This window comes from Shewanella bicestrii (assembly GCF_002216875.1).
Lineage (GTDB): Bacteria > Pseudomonadota > Gammaproteobacteria > Enterobacterales > Shewanellaceae > Shewanella > Shewanella seohaensis.
This window is the reverse complement of record NZ_CP022358.1, coordinates 1804898-1826365: the sequence shown is the minus strand read 5'-3', so window position 1 is coordinate 1826365 and position 21468 is coordinate 1804898. Positions and strand designations below refer to the sequence as shown.

The following is a 21468-nucleotide window of genomic DNA, read 5'->3' as shown; positions in this document are numbered from 1 at the left end:
TTCAGCCTATGCCAAAAAAATTAATCAAAAAATATATGCCTAAGCCTGAAACCCTGCGTGAGCACAAACACCTACGCATTTTCGGTCGCTTATTACATAACCCCAATCTGTGGGCGCTTAATCGCCGCTCAGCCCCGGGGGCCTTTGCCATAGGTTTGTTTGTCGCTTGGATCCCAATGCCGTTTCAAATGGTCGTCGCCGCCGCTTTCGCCATCCTGTTTAATGTCAATATTCCTGTCTCTGTCGCATTAGTGTGGATCACCAATCCGCTCACCATGCCGGTGATGTTTTATGGCGCTTATTTATTGGGCGCAAAAATTCTGGGTCATGCGCCGCAGGAGTTTGCCTTTGAAGCCAGCTGGCAATGGATTGAATCCTCATTGGCCACCATTGGTCCCGCATTTTTGCTAGGTTGCTTAGTATTAGGGGTAATATTTTCCGCCGTGGGATACCTGACGATCAGTAATCTGTGGAAATATTCCATCATGTTTAAATGGCAAAAGCGTAAGACAAAATAATTTGGCGAATCTTTGCCGCATCATCCCATAGCTCACCCGGATTGTATCTAAACGCATCCAATAGCATCTAAGCACTTTGACTAGCGCTTAGATGCCTTGTTATTGATTGGATTAGATACCATTAGCTTAATCTGTTCTATCGAGTTTCTCTGGCTCACCAGCTCTGAATATTGAATCAGTTAACTCCTCTGCGCATTCCCCTCCCAGACTTTGTCACACTTGCCGCTTGCTAAACTCGAATCGTTAAGCAGCCAGCTATCTCGTCTCGCATCTAAGAGCCAATCCGTTGCAGCTAACAGCAAAATAAACAGCTTTCACCGCAGTAAACTGACTGTTACTCAAAAGGAGATATATACATTCATTTTATTTGCAGCTTAAAATATTCCCATGTTCACCTTCACCACTGCTCTGTATGCTGAATATTGATGAACCCGCACACTTACAACCTAAAGTGGCCTTATTTCGCTTAGGTTTTAGACCCTTTTTCCTGTTTGCCAGCCTGTTTAGTCTCTTAAGTTTGGGGATTTGGGGCGGTTTGCTCTCCGGCAAGTCGTTACTGCCAAGTACACTCAATCCACTCTGGTGGCATGGCCATGAGATGATTTTCGGCTTTGTCTGCGCAGTGGTTGCAGGCTTTTTACTGACGGCCGTTCAAAACTGGACGGGGCGTCCCGGCGTTAAAGGCTTGCCTTTAGCAGGGCTATTTTTAGTCTGGCTACTGCCTCGGTTGCTGTTCATATTGCCCTTCAACATTCCATTTGTTGTCATTATGGCCATCGATCTGTTGTTTTTACCCTTAATTGCGGTCTTGTTAGCCATTTCGGTGATAGAGGTTCGCCAGTGGCGCAACTTTGTGTTTATTCCCATTCTGAGTTTACTCACCCTCTTCAACGGCGTGAGTTATTACGGCTTAATGACGAATCAATTGAATTGGATGAATAACGGACTCTATGGCGCTGTGATATTAGTCGCCGTGATAGTGGCGCTGCTCGGTGGACGGGTGATCCCATTTTTCACTGAGCGCGCAACCCAATGGCAAAAGCAAGCCCCGATCCCAGCCATTGAGTTTGTCAGTTTTGCGAGCCTCTTTGCCCTCGTGCTAAGCCTATTTTTCACTGAAACCCTATTAACTCGCCTTCTGGCGGGCGTCGCAGGCGTAGTCCTGTTATTTCGCTGGTCACGGTGGGGATGGCGCGCGAGTTGGCCCGTTCCACTATTATGGTCGCTGCATTTAAGTTACTTATGCATCCCCATCGGCTTAGGGCTGATTGCAGCGGGATTACCACTTTCCGTTGGCATGCATGCAATTACTGTTGGGGGATTAGGCGGAATGATCCTCGCCATGATGTCACGGGTCTCACTCGGACATACTGGCCGCACGCTAACACCACCGCGCCCCATGGCACTGGCTTTTGCCTTGATCCTCTGCGCCACAGTGCTGCGCGTCCTCGCGGGCTTGTTAAGTACCAGGTTTATCGAACTCATGCTCGCCGCCATTGCACTGTGGATGATAGCCTTTGGTTGTTTCTGCTACTGCTATGGGCCCATGCTTTGTCGCGTAAGGGCCGATGGACGCCCAGGCTAACGCGGCGTCTAAAATCGTGGCGCTTGATTCTGTGGCTCAACCAGCATTTGTTATCTTGTGAATTGAGTCACAGAGAATCACGCCTCTTTTCCCTACCTAAGGTATTTTTACTGTTACTATTTATAAAAATATTCAGTAGGGGGTACCTATGCCATTTTATCGTCAATACGGTGCCAAGGGCTTAAAAGCCGTTGAGCATCTAGTATTAATCATCATTGCGATTGCGACCGTTGTTGCCATCGGCCAAGAAATTGTTCATGTTTTTAATGTCGGCGCCGTAGCACTTGCCGATCTGCTGTTATTGTTTATTTACCTTGAAGTGCTCGCCATGGTGGCCAACTACGCCGAATCAGGCAAATTACCCGTGCGTATGCCGCTGTACATTGCGATTGTCGCCCTAGCGCGGTATTTAATTTTAGATATGAAGAGCATGGATGACTGGCGAATTGCCGCCATTTCACTCTCTACGTTGATCTTAGCGGCTACGGTTATCGTTATCCGTTGGGGCCAATTAAAAATGCCTTACCCTAAAAATCAAGAATACGATAATTAACTCTCCCACGCGCCATTGCCAGCCAAACGCAATGGCGCGTTGTTCCTGCCAGTAAAATCCCCGTCAAAGACCTCGCTTTCACATTGGTATTCTGCCAAAAAGCAATTATGCTAGTTTTACTGAGATCAATTATTTACGGGGCAATTGAGTTATGGGTGACCATCCAACAGGATTTGATGAAAAACGTGGGTCGCTTCGCGTGGATATGGAAGCCGAACGTGTACTTTTACATTGGACTGACAATAACGGTATAGAGCATACCGACCAAGGTGTGTGCATCGATTTAGCCCGTAGAGGCATACTGTTTGATTACAAAAAACCCTTCACATTGGGTGATTTAGTTAGCGTGACCTTTAATCCAGACACAGATCACGAGAATAGTGTTAAAGGTCAGGTCTGCCGCTGCTCTAAACGTCATGATCAAAGTTATCATGTCGCCATGCAATTGCTTTAATTTCAATCCAGCTACGCAGGGTCGATTGAGCTGTTCTACACTGAATTAGTTGAACTATTCGTACAGGGGACATAGCTATGATATTGCTGGTGGGTGGTGAAAAAGGTGGCAGTGGCAAGAGTTGCCTCGCGCAAAATCTGGCGGTTTATATAAAACAGAAATTTGACGCCAATGTGCTGATGGTCGACTGTGACCCACAACGTACCACATCCGATTGGATCCAAGCCCGAAACAACGACCCTAGCCTCCCTGCTATTAACTGTATTCAACTCTATGGCAAAATTCGTAACGATTTGCTCAGTCTCAATGAGCGTTTCGACTATGTTATTGTCGACTGTGGTGGCCAAGATAACCTTGCGATGCGCGCCGCGATGTCGGTGGCCACTTACGTGGTGATCCCCTTAAGACCCAAGCGTCGCGATCTAAAAACCTTGCCCCATATGGAAGACATGCTCAGCACCTGTAAGATGGTTAACCCCAAAATGGTGGCCACCATAGTTCTCACTCAATGTCCCGCACTGCCCACACAGGTCAAACGCATCCTTGAGGCGAAAGAAGTTGTCCAATCCTTTGGCCTACGCGTGCTCAACTCAGTCACGTTCTGCCGCAATATTTACGATGACAGTGAGGAAAAAGGATCGTCCGTGATGGAAATTGAGCCCGATGGAAAAGCGGCCGACGAAATCCGCGCAATTGTGGATGAGCTGTTCACCTTACCTCCAGAAAATAGTTATGAGCTTAACTGATCTTAAACGTAAGAAACCCAAACAAGTCATCAAGTCGGTTTCTGTTGATGATTTTATTGAAGATGCCAATAACTATGCTCTTGGTAAGGCGAGTATTCTTAGCATCCCCACTCCCGAGCCAAAGGGATTAGATAAAAAGTCCGCCAAGATTTACCGTCACGCGACTTTTACCCTAACCGAAACCAGTATTTCCCAGCTCGATGGCCTGGCAAAAGAAACCAAAATCGCCAAATCGCGTCTGCTGCGTATTTTGATTGATGAATTCAGCCGAAAGACCGCTGATGAACAGCTTAAAGTAGTCAATAAAAGTAAGAAAGATGAAGGCTAACCCTGCTCTTTATCCATTGATATTAATCGGTTATCGATAACAGATTAAATTTTCCGCAATAGCAACTGCTAGGATGCAACCTTCTCCTTCTATAAAATTGCGCTTTCGGGAGATTTCATTGGCCGCAATCTAATGCGGCCAATGGCGCTAAACTGGACTGATGCTATATCGACTAAGGTCAGTTCGCCGAGGCTCATATGAAGCCTGACTGCAATTAGGCTAGGTTTCGATTAGCTAGGCTTCGATTAACAAGAGTACTTTCAATCATCTTAGTGGTGTGAATGATTACACTGCCGACCCGCGACCAGTGTGAGCCCTTGCACAGACTCCAGCATTTTCCCCTTGCGGATCAATAAACTGATTAGCTCTTCTGCCTTTAGATTATCGGCGCTGCAGGTATGATAACGCGCATTGTCACCAAAGGTTTGTGCCATCAAGGCGATAAACTCAGGCTTTAAAAGCGGATTTTCTTGCGCTACCATCAGCGCCATAACGTCATGACCGTGAACAGAATCGGACATAGTCTCTCCAAAAGATGTAAATAAGATTAAGCTTTATATCCGAACTGTTGAATTTTAACCCTGATCTTGCGCACATACTGCCGATTTCTATGCCTGTGCCGACTGCATTGACGATAAAGTGAGCCACTATGTCCTTGATCTTGCTCCTGACTCAACAGATGTCACTCTACTTAGTGATAGTGTATTTGGTCAGTAAAACGCCACTCTTTAAACTGTTCGCCGAAACCGCCCCCCGCCTACCGCACAAGGTATTTATTTACCTCATCTTTTCAAGCTTTTGCATCATGGCAACCTATTTTGGCGAGCAAACCTCGGGCGCCATTGCCAATACTCGCGCGATGGGCGCAGTCTTAGGTGGCTTACTCGGAGGTCCTGTCACGGGATTTTTCGTCGGACTCACCGGTGGTTTGCACCGCTACAGCATGGGGGGGTTTACCGATTTAGCCTGCGCCATCTCCACTACCCTCGAAGGTCTGTCGGCGGGCATGATCAGTTTTTACCTGCGCCGCGCGGGCAAGAGCGAGCTTATCTACAATCCACTGTTAGTTTGCCTAGTGACCTTTTACGCTGAAATGATGCAGATGAGCATTATTCTACTGATCGCCCGCCCCTTCGATGATGCCTGGGAATTAGTTCGGCAAATTGCGCCGCCGATGCTCTTGGTTAACTCTATCGGTGCGGCGCTGTTTATGAGCATGATCCGTGACCAAAAAACCATGTTCGATAAGCTTTCCTCCAGCTTCTCGACCAAGGCGCTCAAGATTGCCGAGCGCGCGTGGGCCTACTCTCCAAGGGGTTTAACGAAGAGAGCAGCGGTAAAGTCGCGCAAATTGTAATCCAAGAGACCAATGTCGGTGCAGTGGCCATTACTGACCGCGAAAAACTCTTGGCTTTTATCGGCATAGGCGCCGACCATCATATCCCTGGCACACCGATTTCTTCAAAAATCACCCTTGAGGCCATTAACCAGAACAAAGTGATGTTCGCCGATGGAGTGGAGATGCCCTATTCCTGCTCGATTTCGAGCCAGTGTAAACTCGGATCGAGCCTGGTGATCCCACTTCGCAGCGACACCGAAGTCATTGGCACCATCAAGTTATATGAGCCCAAAAATAAACTGTTCTTGAACATTAACCGCACCTTAGGAGAAGGGATCGCGCGGCTATTGTCAAACCAGATCCTCTATGGCCGTTTTGAGCAGCAGCAAAATCTACTGACCCAAGCCGAACTCAAATTGCTGCAAGCTCAAGTGAATCCCCATTTTTTATTCAACGCACTCAATACTATCAGTGCGATTATTAAGCGCGATCCCGATATGTCGAAGCAACTGTTACAGCAGTTGTCGCAATTTTTGCGGATCAATTTAAAGCGCACCACGGGTTTAGTGACTCTCGGGGATGAGCTCGATCACATCGCCTCCTATCTCACCATTGAGAAAGCCAGATTTATTGATAAATTACAGGTCAATATCGCTATCCCTGAGTCACTCTATCACTGCAAAGTGCCTGCCTTTACCCTGCAGCCCATCATTGAGAATGCCGTCAAACACGGCACCTCCCATATGATTGAACAAGGGCAAATCAAGGTGACAGGCCGGATGGATGAACAGGTATTGGTCTTAGAAGTCACTGATAACGCCGGGCTTTATCAACCCATTATTGGTTCTGAAGGGCTAGGCATGAATTTAGTCCATAAACGGATCCAAAACCTGTTTGGCGAGCAGTATGGTATTCAGGTGGAATGCGAGCCGGATGAGTACACCAAAGTCACCATCCGCTTACCCATAGAACAGACGGAAACTAGCACGTGATCACTTGTTTAATTGTCGACGATGAATTGTTTGCCCGTGAGGAACTGGCCGATCTGCTCGGCCAAGAAGCCGATATTGACATTATCGGCCAATGCTCCAATGCGATTGAAGCGCTGCAAACCATTGCCAAAGAAAAACCTCAATTGATTTTTCTCGACATCCAAATGCCGCGGATTTCCGGCATGGAGTTGATTGCCATGCTCGACCCTGACACTTTGCCGAAAATCGTGTTTGTGACCGCATTCGATGAGTTTGCAGTCAAAGCCTTTGATAATCATGCCTTTGATTATCTACTCAAACCCATAGATGCCGAGCGTCTCAGCCAAACCTTAAAACGAGTGCGTAAGGATCTTACGCCACAAGCAGTGAATCTGATCGCGCCATCGACTCTGGAGCATTTGCCCTGTTACAGCGGCAGTAAGTTAAAAGTCATCCCCATTCAAGATGTCGAATATGTCTTTAGCGATTTAAGCGGTATCCATGTCGCCTGTACCAAAGGCAAGGTCCACACCCAGCTCACCTTGAAAGTGTTAGAGGAAAAAACGCCGCTGGTGCGTTGTCATCGCCAATATCTGATTTCGCCCAAAGCCATTGCCGAGATAGAACTGCTCGATACTGGCGCCGAAGTCACCACCCTGCTTGGCGACAAAGTGCCCGTATCCCGCCGCTATCTCAAAAGCCTTAAGCAATTGTTTGGCTTCCAATAGTCCGGTTATTAACCGCTGATGCTCATATCCTAACCGCTCGGGGCGTTTAATACTTATGAATGACATACGTATGCAACCGCTCGCCCCATTCTATTACCGCTGAGTTAGCATTATCGACCTCTCACCCAGTTAGCTCTGTTTTGTGTAAACAACTTGTTTACACTCTGCACAACTCAAAATGGGGAGATAACTAAAATGATGTGGTTCCTACTCTGCGTCGGTCTATTGATCGGCGGTTACTTTATCTACGGTACCTTTGTTGAAAAGGTATTTGGTATCAACGAAAAACGTCAAACACCGGCTTTCAGCCAAACCGACGGCGTAGACTATGTGCCTATGTCGAAAGGCAAAGTGTACTTAATCCAATTATTAAATATCGCGGGTGTGGGTCCAATCTTCGGCCCAATCCTAGGTGCGCTTTACGGTCCAGCAGCCATGCTGTGGATTGTGATCGGTTGTATTTTTGCCGGTGCGGTGCACGATTACTTCTCGGGTATGCTGTCTGTCCGTAACGGCGGCCAATCTGTGCCAAACCTTGCGGGTAAATACTTAGGTAAGAGCGCCAAACACTTTATGAACGTGTTTGCCATCATCCTGCTGTTACTTGTGGGTGTGGTGTTTATCTCTGCTCCAGCAGGTCTGTTAGGCAAGCTAACTGGTTGGGATGTCAGCATTTTCGTTGCAATTATCTTCGTTTACTACCTGATTGCGACTGTGGTACCTGTCGATAAAATTATCGGCCGTCTGTATCCATTCTTTGGCGCGCTGCTGTTCTTCATGTCCTTTGGTTTAGCCTTTGCGATCATATTATCGAGCGAACACACACTGCTGCCCAATGTGCAAGCAGGTGACTTCTTCCAAAACTTAAACCCTAAAGACATGCCACTGTGGCCTGCACTGTTTATCACCATTGCTTGTGGTGCAATTTCAGGCTTCCACGCGACACAATCACCTCTGATGGCACGTTGTGTTGAAAACGAAAAGAACGGCCGTTTCGTGTTCTTTGGTGCCATGATCGGTGAAGGTATCATCGCCCTACTCTGGTGTGCGATTGCACTGTCTTACTTCCACGGTGTTGAAGGTTTAAGCACTGGCATGGCGGGCAACCCTGCAAACGTAGTATACGAAGCCTCTACTGGTCTATTAGGTGCTGTCGGTGGCTTTATGGCAATCCTTGGGGTAATTATTCTGCCAATTACTTCAGGCGACACCGCTTTCCGCTCTGCCCGTTTGATCTTGGCTGAGTTCTTTAAAATGCCACAAGTTGCGTTACCAAAACGTTTAGCCCTAGCTATCCCATTATTCGTGATTGGTGGTTTACTGACTCAAGTCGACTTCGGCGTGATCTGGCGCTATTTCGGTGTGGCTAACCAAGCAACCGCAGTATTAATGCTTTGGACGGCCTCTGCTTACCTACTGCGTCACAATAAACTCCACTGGATCACCACGATTCCAGCGATGTTTATGACTACTGTGGTTATTACCTTCCTGCTCAACTCGGCAACCTTAGGCGCGGGCTTACCTATGACCCTGTCGACCATTGCAGGTACCATTTCAACCTTAGTGATCACAGGCTTACTGATTGTGAAAACCAAAGGTAAAGGTGAAGTCGATAGCGACAGCGAATTACCCGATGAAGCTTAATTTCTAGCAAAACCACTAGAAATATCGCGACTCAAATTGAACGGGCACTCAACAGTGCCCGTTTTTTTATCCATCACCTTAAGCCTAGGCGCATATTACTGGTATAATCCTGCCATTGTTCACGGCTGTTTATTCAAGATGACTCAAACAAATAACCCATTACACGGCATCACACTCGAAGCCATAGTCACCCAACTGGTGGAACACTATGGCTGGGAAGAGCTCGGCGCTCGTATCAAAATCCGTTGTTTTACCGAAGATCCGAGCATCAAATCGAGCCTGCGCTTTTTAAGAAAAACCGACTGGGCGCGTGAAAAGGTGGAATATTTGTATTTAAAAACCAATAAACTGCCGCTGCCAGCCGCAAAATCATCCAACGCACCGGCGAAAACTCCGGCCAAAAAGCCTGCAAAACCAGCGCAGAAGCCTGCTAAGGCGAATGCAGCAGCATCGACAACGGATGGCCAGATCAATAGCCATATCTGGGGCAAGCGCGACTAATTTCGCGAGAACTTTCAAAGCGTACTAATAAGAACAGACAAAAATGCGCGGGATAATTCACTCGATTATCCCGCGCATTATTTTTTAAGGGGTTTATCAGCTGGGTTAGTTAGCGTTTAAGACTTTACCTTTCGGCTACTTTGTCTGCGGATAAGTCACACGGTAAATTGCCCCCGCATAATCATCCGACACGAGTAAACTGCCATCGGCCAATTCAGCAAAGGCCACTGGACGACCAAAGGTTTGTTCATCCTGCATAAAGCCAGTTAAAAATGGGGTGTATTTGACCACCTTACCTTCCTCAATCGTTGCCACGGCCACTTTATAACCCGCTTTCTTAGTGCGATTCCACGAACCATGCTCGGCCACAAACAACTGCTGTTGATAATCGCTAGGGAACTGTTTACCAAGATAAAAATGAATACCCAGCGGCGCCACATGTGCGCCTAGGGATAGCGCCGGAGCAGTGTATTTGGCAGGATCTTTACCATTGCCAAACTCAGGGTCAAGAATCGTACCTGCATGTACATAAGGGAAGCCAAAATGTTCACCCAAGTAACTGACCTTATTGATTTCGCAGGGAGGAATATCATCACCCATCATGTCGCGGCCATTATCGCTAAACCAAAGAGTTTGAGTGCCGGGCTGAAAATCAAATCCGACGGAATTACGAACGCCTTGGGCGATAGTGGTTAATTTTTTGGTCTCCAGATTCAGCGAGAAAATACGCCCATAGCGTTCATTCTCCGCGCACACATTACAGGGTACGCCCACTGGAATGATTAACTCACCTGTCGGTGAAACCCCTAACACTTTCCAGCCATGGTGGGTTTCACTTGGAAATCCATCGAAGACCACCTCAAATTTGGGTGAGTTTAAGTTATTGTCTATATCCTTGAATCGAATGATGCGCTCGACTTCAGAGACATACAAATCGCCATCTTTGATGACCACCCCCGAAGGTAGCTTAAGTCCTGAGGCAACCAGGATTTTCTCATCAGCCACGCCGTCTTGGTTGCGGTCGATTAGGGCATAAACATTCCCTGCCTTCATCGAGCCAGCATAGACGATGCCTTTATCGGATACGGCAATTTCGCGCGCATTTTCAACATCATCAGCGAATAAACTTACGTTAAAACCTTCGGCAACCGTCAGTTTATCTAAGATATTCTTGGCCATCGCCGGAGCTGAAATGCCACTCAAGACACTGAGGGATAAGAGAGAAACCGCCTTAAAAGTGGCTTTATTGAATAGTGCGGCGCGTTTTTTATGATCCATTGACTCGCATCCTAGTAGGGTAAAATTATTGTCGTACAATTAACTTAGCTTCGTTTAATTTAGTTACGTTACCTTAGATATACCGTATTACCAAATCCTCTGATTTAGCAGGTCAATCCGACTATGAGTCCCCTTAAGCGATAACTCACTGTCAGTTTGCCCTGTTCTTAATCCCACATATCGCGCCCTTTGCAAAATAAGGATGAAAATCTGCTTGAGTTTTTTATCCATCTGCCGATAACTCGATAAAGCACATTCGGCACTCACTACTTAGCACTCAGATGTGTGACTCAGCTTTTGTCACTCTTATGAAGATAGTTGAACAGCCACATTGAAGTCTCAAAGGAATCTATCGTGAACATTAATGGATTAAATACTACGGCAAGCAGCGGCGCCTTTAAGTCAGTGTCCAGTGCCTATATCACCACCACGCCTTCATCCAACGGCTCAACAGAGACCATAGACGCGTCACCTCAAGAAACGGTCAATATCTCCAATGCGGGAAGACAAGCCCTCGCCACTGAAGTAGGTGCAGCTTTAAGGGGACAAGCAGCAGAAAAACTGCAGCAGACGGAAACGACTGATACCGAAGAGCCAACATCGATTATTGATGAGCAAATTAAACGCATAAAGGAACAAATCAAAGCCTTGCAGGAAATGCTCACCAAACTCGAAGGAGATGATTCTGAAGCCGCAGCTCAGCAACGTAAGCTATTGCAGGAGCAAATTATGCAACTCGGTAATCAAATTGCCGTGTTAATGGATAAGAAAATGCGGGATGCACAAAAATCTGCAGGCTAAGGCTTAGCACCAATCTGCGTTAGTGTTTGGATATCAACACTTCATGTGCATGGGTTGAAACAGATTAAATAGGAAAACTAAATAATAACCGCCAGATATTTAACCCGTCACCAGTGCGATAACTGATCCCGATTCTATCTATGCCGAGGAGATCTCCGCCCAAGGGCTTAGAAAACGCTAGCGTGGCACCAATCTCATAGCTGCCGGAGACTATGGTTTCATTTTCAGCATCTTGACTAAAATCCAGCTCGTTGAAATACCAATAACCAACCGCAAAGACTCTCGGCTGCATCTGAATATTCAACCATTGCCAGCGCGGCGAAAGACCAATATCCACCCCAGTTTGCAGCACTGCAAATTGGTCGGTTAATTTCCCTACCCGCTCACTGTAACCTGCAAACCTTAGCCTCGACACCCAGACGCTGTCTTCGCCAGCAAGGCTGAAATCATACAAGCTACTCACGCCAGAGGCTAAAATTGCCACGTTGGCATCGGTATCGAAATTTGTCCCAAAGCCCACATCCAGATAGGCTTCCATTCGCGTGTTTACCGTTGCCTGCCAATGATGCTCTATGCCTGGCGTCATCGTCATAGTGCCGACCGAGGAAGGCAATTCACCATCGGTAATATCTTTGGCTAAGTAGTCAAAAAAACCGAAGGATAAGGGTAAACGCAGCCAGGTTTGGCTGCTCTCATCCTTTAAGAAATCAAAGCTTAGGGGAATACTCACCACTGTGGCATTTTGATCGGCGGCACGATACACACCCGTGCCAAGATAACTGCCAAAGGCATAAACGGAATTAGGATTATTTTGACCATCAATCGGCGATTCGGGGCTCATTTGAGCAAGCGACTGAGATTGCTGTGCGGTCTGCACTGGGGTGTGGCTTACAATGGGAGCGGTCGACGCCAACAGTGGAAAGACACACCCCATTGATAGCGCCGAACAGGAAAAGCATTTAACGAGTAACCGGCTAAAGATGGTCTTCAATTTATGCAAACAGATCCTGATTTGCTAAGCCTAATCGGTTATCGCTTGGGTTAAAGATTACTCTTCATCCGTAAAATGATACTCAGACATCATATGGCCAAGCTCGGTGGATTTGGTCTTTAAGTAAGCTTCATTGTAGCGGTTTTTACCGACTTGCAGGGGAACACGCTCAACCACTTCGATGCCGATTTCTTTCATCGCTTTGACTTTGCGAGGGTTATTGGTCATTAAGCGTACATGCTTCACGCCAATTTGTTCAAGCATAGGTTGGATCATATCGTACTTACGCATGTCCGCTGGGAAACCTAATTGCTCATTCGCCTCAACTGTATTGGCGCCTTTATCCTGCAATTCATAGGCACGGATCTTATTCAGCAGACCGATACCACGGCCTTCTTGGCGCAAATATAAGATAAATCCACTGCCGGTTTCGGCAATGTTTTGCATCGCAGTTTGCAGCTGGAAGCCACAGTCACAGCGTAAGCTGAACAAGGCATCACCCGTTAGACATTCAGAGTGAATACGACCCAATACGGGGGCATCGCTACTTAGGGTGCCAAATGTGAGGGCAACATGCTCTTTACCGGTTTCGGTATCTTCAAAACCGTGCATGGCAAAAACGCCCCAGGGAGTGGGTAATTTTGACGTCGCGACATATTTTATCGACATGACTTAACCTTAACGACTACTCTCATTCCATGAGACGGAAGGAACATCCATAAACAAAACGATGATTGGGCTCTTCGCCTACTGAGCGCCTATTCTAAAGCGTTTTCCGTGATCACGAAATACTTTAGTAATTTAATCAACTATAAATCTAAGCCTGCAGCGCGATCACGGGTATAGCTCAATCTGTCGAACAACCATTCAGGGCGCTGCAAAATAGGCATGTGCCTTATTTTGCAACTCAATGAATAACTTGCCAATAAAACTTAAAACTTTGCTGGCGCAAAACCTGTTACTTCAGTTAAGCCCATTTCGCGTCCTAATGCCGTCATAGGATGCACAACCACTAGGCCTTTGACTGACTTTTTCAGTTGACCCATGTCGGCTTGCTCAGCTTTGGTGAGGGCGCGGTGGAATGGCAAGTGTTGAATATCTGTGCCTTGCTTTTGTAAAAGACGCGACTGCTGCGTTTTTACACTATTGATTTGCTTAGTGACCGCCGCAATATCGCGTTTAAATTGCGCCACAATAACGGCATCGCCACGTTGCTCTGCTGCCGCCAGTTTACGACGAAACTTATCTAGCTTATCGTTAAGCTGCTGCAGTTCTTGCTTTAAATTCATCATTTTACCTTAAATTACTTAAGTGAATCCCAGTCGATATGTGCACCATTTAGGGCCTGAATGTCCGGGTCACTGTGTCAAGGTGTGGGATTATAACAGCAAGTTAGCGATCCTCGTTACCGCTTTTATAAGAAACGGATCACCTGATTGCTGCTGCCACGATATGGCAAACTCGGATCGGCAAGGCTCTGCTCGAATTTACCATCCACCAGCACGTCCACATATTCCAGTACCGCACGCTGCTTATCCGTTAGCGCATCCCAGGTATAACCCGTCCACAGCCAAATATCTTTACCCGGACATTCGGTTTTCACTCGCTTTACTAACGCGAGGATCCCCTCAAGGTTGGCGGGCAAGAGTGGATCACCGCCAGAGAGCGACAAGCCGCGGCGCACAATGCGCTCATCCTGTAGATCGGCGATAAGCGTATCTTCCATCGCCTTATCAAACAAATGGCCTGAGCGCACATCCCAAGTACTTTGATTATAGCAACCTCGGCATTGGTGCTCACAACCTGACACAAATAGGGTTACCCGGGTGCCGGGACCGTTCACCACGTCAACGGGATAATATTGGTGATAGTTCATTGCTGCGTCCGCGCTAAAGCCCAATATGATTAGGGGCTAAACATCAAAGCACAGTCGCCACCAGTGCGGCTGTGCCAGTGTAACAAAACAAACAAGGCAAAAGTGTTACAAGTGTTTGATCCTGCGTTTCACTTCTTCTTGCTTGCCATGGTTGAATGGTCTGGCATCTGGACTACCTAAGTAACCACACACTCGGCGAGTGACAGACACTCGGCTTGGCTCGTGGTTACCGCATTTAGGGCAAGTAAAACCTTTACTGGTACAGCTAAACTCGCCGGTAAAACCGCAGTCGTAGCATTCATCAATCGGCGTGTTAGTACCGTAGTAAGGCACGCGGCTATAACTGTAATCCCACACATTTTCGAGCGCTTCGATGTTGTGCTGCATATTCGGGTATTCGCCGTAGCAAATAAATCCGCCATTGGCGATCGCAGGATATGGCTGCTCAAAATCAATTTTATCGTAAGGATTCACCCGCTTTTCCACATCCAAGTGGAAGCTATTGGTGTAATAGCCCTTATCGGTGACCCCTGCAACCACGCCGAATTGGCGCGCATCGAGTTTACAGAAACGGCTGCAGAGGCTCTCACTCGGGGTGCTATAAAGGCTAAACCCATAACCTGTTTCGGCCTTCCATGCATCGGTAGCCGCTTTAAGATGCGCGACAATCGCCACCGCTTTTTCACGAAGTTTGGCATCATCAAACACATGGGTTTCAGTGCCATAGAGCGCATTGATAGTTTCATGCAAACCGATATAGCCTAATGAAATCGATGCCCGACCATTTTTAAAAATTTGGGCGATATCATCATCGGCGCGCAGGCGCACACCACAGGCGCCTTCCATATACAGAATGGGCGCAACTCTGGCTTTAACGCCGTTTAAACGTTCGATGCGGGTGTCTAATGCGCGGCGGGCAAGCAGTAAACGCTCATCTAAAATGCGATAAAATTCAGCCTCATCGCCATTGGCCTCGAGGGCTACGCGGGGCAAGTTTAAGCTCACAACCCCAAGGTTATTGCGCCCTTCATGGACCAGCTCGCCATTTTCTTTATAGGAGCCTAAAAAGCTGCGACAGCCCATAGGGGTTTTAAATGAACCCGTGACCTTTTCCACTTGCTCGTAGTTCAAAATATCCGGATACATGCGCATGCTGGCGCATTTTAGGGCCATTTGTTTGACATCGTAGTTGCAATCACCGGCCTTGTGGTTAATGCCATCGCGAATCGCAAACACCAGTTTAGGGAACACGGCAGTCTTACGATTTTTACCTAGGCCCGTCATACGGACTTTCAACATAGATTGCTGAATTAAACGCGACTCCCACGAAGTACCCAGACCAAAACCAAAGGTGACAAATGGCGTTTGCCCATTGGCGGTATGTAAGGTATTCACTTCATATTCGAGGGATTGGAAAGCGTCATGACATTCTTTTTCGGTCAGCGCCGTCGCATAGGCCTTGGCATCTTTAATTTGCCAGTTAAGTGCCACTTGATAGTGTTTGTCATAGCTCTTCGCCACAAAAGGCGCGAGCACTTCATCGATGCGGTTAATCGTGGTGCCGCCATAAATATGGCTGGCCACTTGGGCAATGATCTGCGCCGTGACCGCCGTAGCGGTGGAGATGGATTTTGGGGTCTCAATTTCGGCGTTGCCCATCTTAAAACCGTGGGTCAACATGCCCGCCAAATCAATCAACATGCAGTTAAACATCGGGAAAAACGGCGAATAATCGAGATCGTGGTAATGGATTTCACCAAGTTCATGGGCGGCCACCACATCCTTAGGCAGAATATGGCTCTTGGCGTAATGTTTCGCGACGATCCCCGCGAGTAAATCCCGCTGGGTTGGGATCACTTTAGAGTCTTTATTAGCGTTTTCATTTAACAGCGCCGCATTGCTCTGCTCGACTAAACCACGGATTTCGAGATTGAGTTTACTGGTCGCATCGCGGCAAATGTCTCTGTCATGGCGATACTCGATATAGACCCGCGCCAGAGACTTGTAAGGTCCTTCCATCAGTAGGTTTTCAACCGCATCCTGTAAATGGTGGATCTCGACTTCTGCCAGATTGGCCACTCGCTCCCTCACACAAGCGGCAACCGTCGCGGCATAGTCTGCATCCTCTATCCCAACCGAGTTTGCAGCCGCTATCACTGCATCTCTTATCCTTGTTTCATCAAAAGGTGTGCGGCAACCATCCCGCTTGATCACGACTGGCATTGTTCAGTTCCTCTCCATTCCGATTAAAATTAACACTACATATAGTGTTTAGATAATCAACAAACACAATATCTAGGCAATTAAGCGGCATTAACACCTAAAATTCCATGATCCAGATCATGATTTATCGGATGGATAAAAAGAACAAAGAAGAACTGTAGCCAAACCCAATGATCTCAGTTTTAAGCCTTGACCTTGGCCATAAAGCAGGATAGCGGACGCTAAAAATACCCGCTAATAACGACAAAAGTACCTTGGCCAGAAAGCCAAAGTCCTTGGAATAAAAAGTCCTTGGAATAAAAGCAGCCCGTAGCTCGGCGTTTGCCTTAGCTAAGGTTTACACTCAAACAGAGTTAACGCTTGGCTAACGCAAGATAACTACTCAGTTGCCCCGATGCCGATTGCTGCATCCCCATGGAGGAAGCCACTTGCATAGTCGATTTAAGCCCCTGCCATAACTGTTTTTGGCTGTCGCTCAGTGTTGGATTGCTATTTAGATAATCGGTTAACTGGCCAAATACCTTAGTGGCTTTTTGTGCCAGCACAGGAGATTGTGCATCATCCATATTCGACAATACGTTTTTAGCATCGACTAAGGTGTTGATCATCGGACTGTTTGGTGACTTTTCCGCTAAAGACTTTAGCTCGTCGTCGATAAAGTCCTGCAGGGATTGCTTGCTCGGCTTTTGACTCTGCAAATTAATGCCATTTTGTGACAGGCGCTCAACCTGTGCATCGGACAAAATGCCGTCCTTTTGCAGCCGAGACACTAGGGCCGGAATATCTGACACACTAAACTGGCCATCGGCAAAAAAATCCTTCGACATGGCTTGGATTTTTTGCGCCCTAAGCGCGCGGGGTGACAAGGCAATCTCATCACTCGGTTTCGCTTCAGTCTTAGGCGTATCCTTGGTGGATGACTTGGCATCCGTCAAGGATTCTGTCTTACTCGTGTCCGTCTTCTTGCTGTTCAGGCCATAGGCATCGGCAACACTGCTACGGTTCAGATTTAAGGCATTTAAAAGAGGATTCATCGTCAATAATTCGGCATCTAACACTGTGTGATGGGGTTAAAGCAAAAAATAAGCCAATCAAACAGTCACTTGCCTAAATTATTCTTGGAAGACTAAGTATCCTCACAACTTAGCCTTTCCAAATCGCGGCTTCAATCAAGTGCGCCACTTTCGCGACAGCCGCCTCCCCCGCCGCAATCGCTTCATCGGCGCGGTGAAATTCCATAGTGCCGATATTGGCCACTTCTGGCACGACGAGAACATCGGGAGGGTCTCCCATCAACCGTGCCCGTTTATGGCGCTGCTCTAAAATCCCCATCGACTGTGACATCACCGCAATCATACCGGGATTGGATTTAGTACCGAGGGAAAACTTGTCGGTTAAGCTGCTGACATACTCCCGCCCCCTCGCAAATAAATCCATAAAGCCGGTTTCTTGGCGCGCGGGCATTTCGGTTTCTTCCTCCGGCGCCTTATGACTGGTCATATTGACGGGTAATACCTGCAGCCGCCCTGAATGAAACCCGTGCAAATCCACAGCAATCACAATATCGACGCCCATGGCACGGCTTACTGACACGGGCACAGGGTTCACCACGGCGCCATCGACTAACCAACGCTCACCTTGACGCACGGGGGCTAATATCCCCGGCATAGAGCAAGATGCACGCACGGCTTGGCGTAAATCACCATGACGAAACCAGATTTCTTGCCCTGAATACAAATCCGTGGCTATGGCCGCAAAGGGGCGATCTAAATCTTCAATATTGATATCCCCAATACGTGATTGCAGCACATCGAAGACTTTCTCACCGCCAATCAAACCGCCCTTGCGCCAACGAATATCCATCAGCCCGAGGACATCCCAGCTTGAGAAACTGCGCACCCATTCCTCAAGCTCGGTCAAATGATTATGGGCATAGGCCGCCCCAACAAGCGCGCCGATTGAACATCCGGCCACTTTATCGGGTTTGACTCCCATGGCGGCCAAGCCATTGAGTACACCGATGTGAGCCCAACCTTTGGCGGCTCCGCTTCCAAGCGCGATGCCAATGGTGGGTTTTGTTCCCTTGCCCATAATATGTTTCCCTTAACAACTCAATGATTTGAATAAGCTAAATTCCGCCCTGAGTACTGTCAATCATTTATGGATTTATTCCACTTAGCGCGTTAAAAGGCCGCTGTGGAAATGAATCCAAGGCCCATCGAATACGCGTACCCCAAGGAGCTGCCTAGCCCGTTATACACATGTTGGGGGATTAATGCTCACGCCTTTGTTAAATCGCCAGCCATAACAACGGCTATTTAGCGGATTCAGTAAGATAATGACCAATCAAGATAGCTGAGCATAGTGATTTAAGGCTATAATCTGCCCTCACTCAGATTTAGGGGATATACCTTTGCAGTTTACTGATTTTTCTCTGGACCAGCGTCTGTTACAAAGCTTAAAGCATATGGGGATTGCAACCCCAACCGCCATCCAGGAACAAGCACTGCCTATCGCATTGGCAGGTAAAGATTTAATGGCATCATCAAAGACAGGGTCCGGTAAGACCTTGGCATTTTTGTTGCCAGCAATGCAAAGAGTAATCTCCACCCGCGCCTTGACCAAGCGCGATCCTAGAGTACTGATTTTATTACCAACCCGCGAATTGGCCCACCAAGTGTATAGCCAGCTACGTTTGCTGGTTGCCAACACTCAATACAAAGCCATTAGCGTTTTGGGTGGTGAGAACTTTAACGATCAAGCCAAAGCACTGGCAAAAGAGCCGCATTTTATCGTGGCAACGCCGGGACGCATCGCCGATCATTTAGAGCAAAAAAACCTCTTCCTCAATGGATTAGAACTGCTTGTCCTCGATGAAGCAGACCGTATGCTGGATCTGGGTTTTGCGCCACAATTAAAAGCCATCAACGCTGCCGCCGATCATAAGCGTCGTCAAACCTTGATGTTTTCGGCCACCTTAGATCACAGTGAAATCAATGAGATTGCCGCAGCATTACTTAAAAATCCGTCGCATGTTGCTATTGGCGCTGCCCACACAGAGCATCAGGACATTACCCAACGGATTTATCTGTGTGATCACTTAGATCATAAAGAAGCCCTGCTCACGCGTTTGCTCAGTGACGAAACCCACAAGCAAGTGATTATTTTTACCGCCACCCGCGCCGACACCGATCGCTTAGCGAGCAAACTCTCGGCTCAAGGCTTTGCCACAGCCGCCCTAAGTGGCGAGCTGAAGCAGGCGGCCCGTAATCAAATCATGGATCAATTTGCCCGTGGTCAGCAGCAAATTCTGGTGACCACAGATGTGGCATCCCGTGGCTTAGACTTACTCAATGTCTCCCTCGTCATCAACTTCGACATGCCAAAATTTGCCGAAGAATATGTCCACCGCATTGGTCGAACCGGCCGCGCGGGCGCCAAAGGTGATGCTATCTCCCTCGTTGGCCCTAAGGATTGGGATAACTTTAAGAAAGTACAACTCTTCCTTAGAAAGACCTTTGAGATCAGTGTGATTCAGGGCCTCGAAGCTAAATTTAGTGGCTTAAAAGACAAGCCAAAGACTGCCGCAACTAAAGCGGTCGCTAAGGCAGGTACCAAGGCCAAAGCAAAAACCAAGTCAAAAACGGTTAAAACGGCCGCCTCCCGTGACAAACGCTTTATCACAGGGGTTGATGTGGGTGATGCGCCCATGCGTAAAAAACCTGCGGCGCCATTGCTGCAGGATCATGACGACGAGCGTTAATGATTTACTCGCGAGAGTCCATAGTGCAGACTCTCGACATTACGGGTGGGAATATGCTCCTGCCATATGTAAGAAATGTTGATATTTAAAGGTGTAACATGCGAATTTGTGGTGTTGAATTAAAAGGCGGCGAAGCCATTATCAGTCTGCTGAGCTACGAAGGTGAAACCTTCAACGTACCAAGCTGCCGTAAAGTGTCTTTTAGCGTCGCTCAATCCGCCTCAGCGGAAACTATCCGTGAATTTCACTTCGCTTTCCATAAGTTAATGGAAGATTATAAGGTCGATGAAATCGTCGTTATCGAGCGCGAGCAAAAAGGCAAACTGGCTGGTTCTGCCACCAGCTTTAAACTCGAAGCCGCAATTCAACTCGGCGATCTGCCGGTGACCTTGTTATCACCTGTTGCTATCAAGGAACAAAACAAGCGTAATCCACCTCAAGTTGATTTTGACAGCTTAGATCTTAAACGCTTCCAACAACCCGCCTTTGAGGCAGCCTACGCTCAGCAAAATCGCCGTATCTTCGGTAAGGCTTAAGCGTGTGAGCTTAGCGCAACTGTAGCGCTAAGCTCGTTTCCTCCAGCTAGAAACAATGCAAACCTTAAAATATTTAAGCGGTTATAGTCCGGATATCCAACGCCAAGTTCAGCAACTACTCGAAGGTGGAAAGCTTGCGGATGTTCTGCTGCGTCGTCATCCCACGGTCCACGAGATCCGCAGCGACAAAGCTCTCTATGACTATACCCAAGGGATAAAAAATCAGTTTTTACGCCAATCCTCTCCCCTGTCAAAAGTGATCTTCGATGACAAAATTAGTATGAGTCATCATGCACTTGGCTTACATTCTTACGTCTCCAGAGTGCAAGGGAATAAAATCAAGGCTAAGAACGAAATCCGTATCTCTTCACGTTTAAAGCGCGTCCCCGAACCCTTGCTCAGAATGGTGGTGGTACACGAGCTCGCACACTTAAAAGAGAAAGACCATAATAAAGCTTTCTATAAATTGTGTACTTATATGGAGCCCGATTACCATCAATTCGAATTCGATCTGCGTTTACTGCTAACCTGTATCGACGCTAACCAATCACCCTACTCAAGCTAAATAAACTTTTTCGAGTAAGCTCGCATTTTACTCGTCGATTTATCACGCGCAGTTGACTGATAATAATT

Annotated in this window: 22 protein-coding genes and 1 pseudogene; 14 read left to right on the top strand and 9 right to left on the bottom strand. The window is 47.4% G+C overall.

The window, feature by feature from the left end:
• The first annotated feature begins 8 nt into the window (after positions 1 to 8).
• The 6 genes from CF168_RS07965 (at position 9) to CF168_RS07940 (ending at position 4184) form a co-directional block, all read left to right on the top strand.
• A complete protein-coding gene (locus CF168_RS07965; RefSeq protein ID WP_089067530.1) occupies positions 9 to 518 on the top strand; it encodes a DUF2062 domain-containing protein in 510 nt (169 codons plus the stop codon).
• Between the two features lie 412 nt (positions 519 to 930).
• Positions 931 to 2103 (top strand): NnrS family protein, encoded by a 1173-nt coding sequence (locus CF168_RS07960; protein ID WP_089067529.1) that lies wholly within the window; start codon positions 931 to 933, stop codon positions 2101 to 2103.
• Between the two features lie 148 nt (positions 2104 to 2251).
• Positions 2252 to 2656: a phosphate-starvation-inducible protein PsiE gene (locus CF168_RS07955; RefSeq protein ID WP_011623180.1), complete on the top strand. Its 405-nt coding sequence runs from the start codon at positions 2252 to 2254 to the stop codon at positions 2654 to 2656.
• 151 nt (positions 2657 to 2807) lie between these two features.
• A complete protein-coding gene (locus CF168_RS07950; protein ID WP_089067528.1) occupies positions 2808 to 3110 on the top strand; it encodes a PilZ domain-containing protein in 303 nt (100 codons plus the stop codon).
• 77 nt (positions 3111 to 3187) lie between these two features.
• Entirely contained in the window at positions 3188 to 3856 is a 669-nt protein-coding gene (locus tag CF168_RS07945) for an AAA family ATPase (RefSeq protein WP_086902600.1), read from the top strand.
• Entirely contained in the window at positions 3843 to 4184 is a 342-nt protein-coding gene (locus tag CF168_RS07940) for a replication protein RepA (protein ID WP_089067527.1), read from the top strand. Before CF168_RS07945 ends, CF168_RS07940 begins: the two co-directional genes overlap by 14 nt.
• 269 nt (positions 4185 to 4453) lie before the next feature.
• Here CF168_RS07940 and CF168_RS07935 read toward each other — a convergent pair whose 3' ends face one another.
• Positions 4454 to 4705, bottom strand: coding sequence for a YecH family metal-binding protein (locus CF168_RS07935; RefSeq protein ID WP_089067526.1), 252 nt, complete (start codon positions 4703 to 4705; stop codon positions 4454 to 4456).
• Positions 4706 to 4833: 128 nt separating this feature from the next.
• Here CF168_RS07935 and CF168_RS07930 point away from each other — a divergent pair.
• The 4 genes and pseudogenes from CF168_RS07930 to CF168_RS07915 all read left to right on the top strand — a co-directional run bounded on the left by CF168_RS07930 (position 4834) and on the right by CF168_RS07915 (position 9367).
• Positions 4834 to 6515 (top strand): annotated as a pseudogene (locus CF168_RS07930) (LytS/YhcK type 5TM receptor domain-containing protein).
• Positions 6512 to 7222 (top strand): two-component system response regulator BtsR, encoded by a 711-nt coding sequence (gene btsR, locus CF168_RS07925; protein ID WP_089067525.1) that lies wholly within the window; start codon positions 6512 to 6514, stop codon positions 7220 to 7222. The pseudogene CF168_RS07930 and the gene btsR overlap by 4 nt, the downstream one beginning before the upstream one ends.
• A gap of 195 nt (positions 7223 to 7417) precedes the next feature.
• Positions 7418 to 8866, top strand: a complete 1449-nt coding sequence (locus CF168_RS07920; protein ID WP_089067524.1) for a carbon starvation CstA family protein — start codon at positions 7418 to 7420, stop codon at positions 8864 to 8866.
• Positions 8867 to 9004: 138 nt separating this feature from the next.
• A complete protein-coding gene (locus CF168_RS07915) occupies positions 9005 to 9367 on the top strand; it encodes a VF530 family DNA-binding protein (protein WP_089068930.1) in 363 nt (120 codons plus the stop codon).
• A gap of 135 nt (positions 9368 to 9502) precedes the next feature.
• On the opposite strand, the gene CF168_RS07910 is transcribed toward CF168_RS07915, so the two are convergent.
• Positions 9503 to 10546 carry a PQQ-dependent sugar dehydrogenase gene (locus CF168_RS07910; RefSeq protein WP_089068929.1) on the bottom strand — a complete coding sequence of 348 codons (1044 nt, stop codon included), beginning with the start codon at positions 10544 to 10546 and terminating at the stop codon, positions 9503 to 9505.
• Between the two features lie 453 nt (positions 10547 to 10999).
• On the opposite strand from CF168_RS07910, the gene CF168_RS07905 reads away from it, so the two are divergent.
• Positions 11000 to 11446, top strand: a complete 447-nt coding sequence (locus CF168_RS07905; protein ID WP_089067523.1) for a FlxA-like family protein — start codon at positions 11000 to 11002, stop codon at positions 11444 to 11446.
• A 64-nt stretch (positions 11447 to 11510) separates the two neighbouring features.
• On the opposite strand, the gene CF168_RS07900 is transcribed toward CF168_RS07905, so the two are convergent.
• From CF168_RS07900 to rssA, 7 genes are all read right to left on the bottom strand, one after another.
• A complete protein-coding gene (locus CF168_RS07900; RefSeq protein WP_430980741.1) occupies positions 11511 to 12287 on the bottom strand; it encodes a hypothetical protein in 777 nt (258 codons plus the stop codon).
• A gap of 207 nt (positions 12288 to 12494) precedes the next feature.
• Positions 12495 to 13106, bottom strand: a complete 612-nt coding sequence (gene ribA / locus CF168_RS07895; protein ID WP_023267813.1) for a GTP cyclohydrolase II — start codon at positions 13104 to 13106, stop codon at positions 12495 to 12497.
• Between the two features lie 263 nt (positions 13107 to 13369).
• Positions 13370 to 13726, bottom strand: coding sequence for a YibL family ribosome-associated protein (locus CF168_RS07890; RefSeq protein ID WP_011623193.1), 357 nt, complete (start codon positions 13724 to 13726; stop codon positions 13370 to 13372).
• A 125-nt stretch (positions 13727 to 13851) separates the two neighbouring features.
• A complete protein-coding gene (nrdG, locus tag CF168_RS07885; RefSeq protein ID WP_086902593.1) occupies positions 13852 to 14313 on the bottom strand; it encodes an anaerobic ribonucleoside-triphosphate reductase-activating protein in 462 nt (153 codons plus the stop codon).
• A 105-nt stretch (positions 14314 to 14418) separates the two neighbouring features.
• The gene (nrdD, locus tag CF168_RS07880; RefSeq protein WP_086902592.1) at positions 14419 to 16536 is read right to left on the bottom strand and encodes an anaerobic ribonucleoside-triphosphate reductase; all 2118 of its coding nucleotides are present in this window, start codon (positions 16534 to 16536) and stop codon (positions 14419 to 14421) included.
• A gap of 353 nt (positions 16537 to 16889) precedes the next feature.
• Positions 16890 to 17570, bottom strand: a complete 681-nt coding sequence (locus CF168_RS07875) for a hypothetical protein (protein ID WP_089068928.1) — start codon at positions 17568 to 17570, stop codon at positions 16890 to 16892.
• A 109-nt stretch (positions 17571 to 17679) separates the two neighbouring features.
• Positions 17680 to 18627, bottom strand: a complete 948-nt coding sequence (rssA, locus tag CF168_RS07870; protein WP_089067521.1) for a patatin-like phospholipase RssA — start codon at positions 18625 to 18627, stop codon at positions 17680 to 17682.
• A 322-nt stretch (positions 18628 to 18949) separates the two neighbouring features.
• Here rssA and CF168_RS07865 point away from each other — a divergent pair, with 322 nt between their 5' ends.
• The 3 genes from CF168_RS07865 (at position 18950) to CF168_RS07855 (ending at position 21400) form a co-directional block, all read left to right on the top strand.
• Positions 18950 to 20299, top strand: coding sequence for a DEAD/DEAH box helicase (locus CF168_RS07865; protein WP_089067520.1), 1350 nt, complete (start codon positions 18950 to 18952; stop codon positions 20297 to 20299).
• Between the two features lie 98 nt (positions 20300 to 20397).
• Positions 20398 to 20835, top strand: coding sequence for a DUF3010 family protein (locus CF168_RS07860; RefSeq protein ID WP_089067519.1), 438 nt, complete (start codon positions 20398 to 20400; stop codon positions 20833 to 20835).
• A gap of 55 nt (positions 20836 to 20890) precedes the next feature.
• On the top strand, positions 20891 to 21400 hold the full coding sequence (locus tag CF168_RS07855) for a M48 metallopeptidase family protein (protein WP_089067518.1): 510 nt from the start codon (positions 20891 to 20893) through the stop codon (positions 21398 to 21400).
• Positions 21401 to 21468 lie beyond the last annotated feature (68 nt).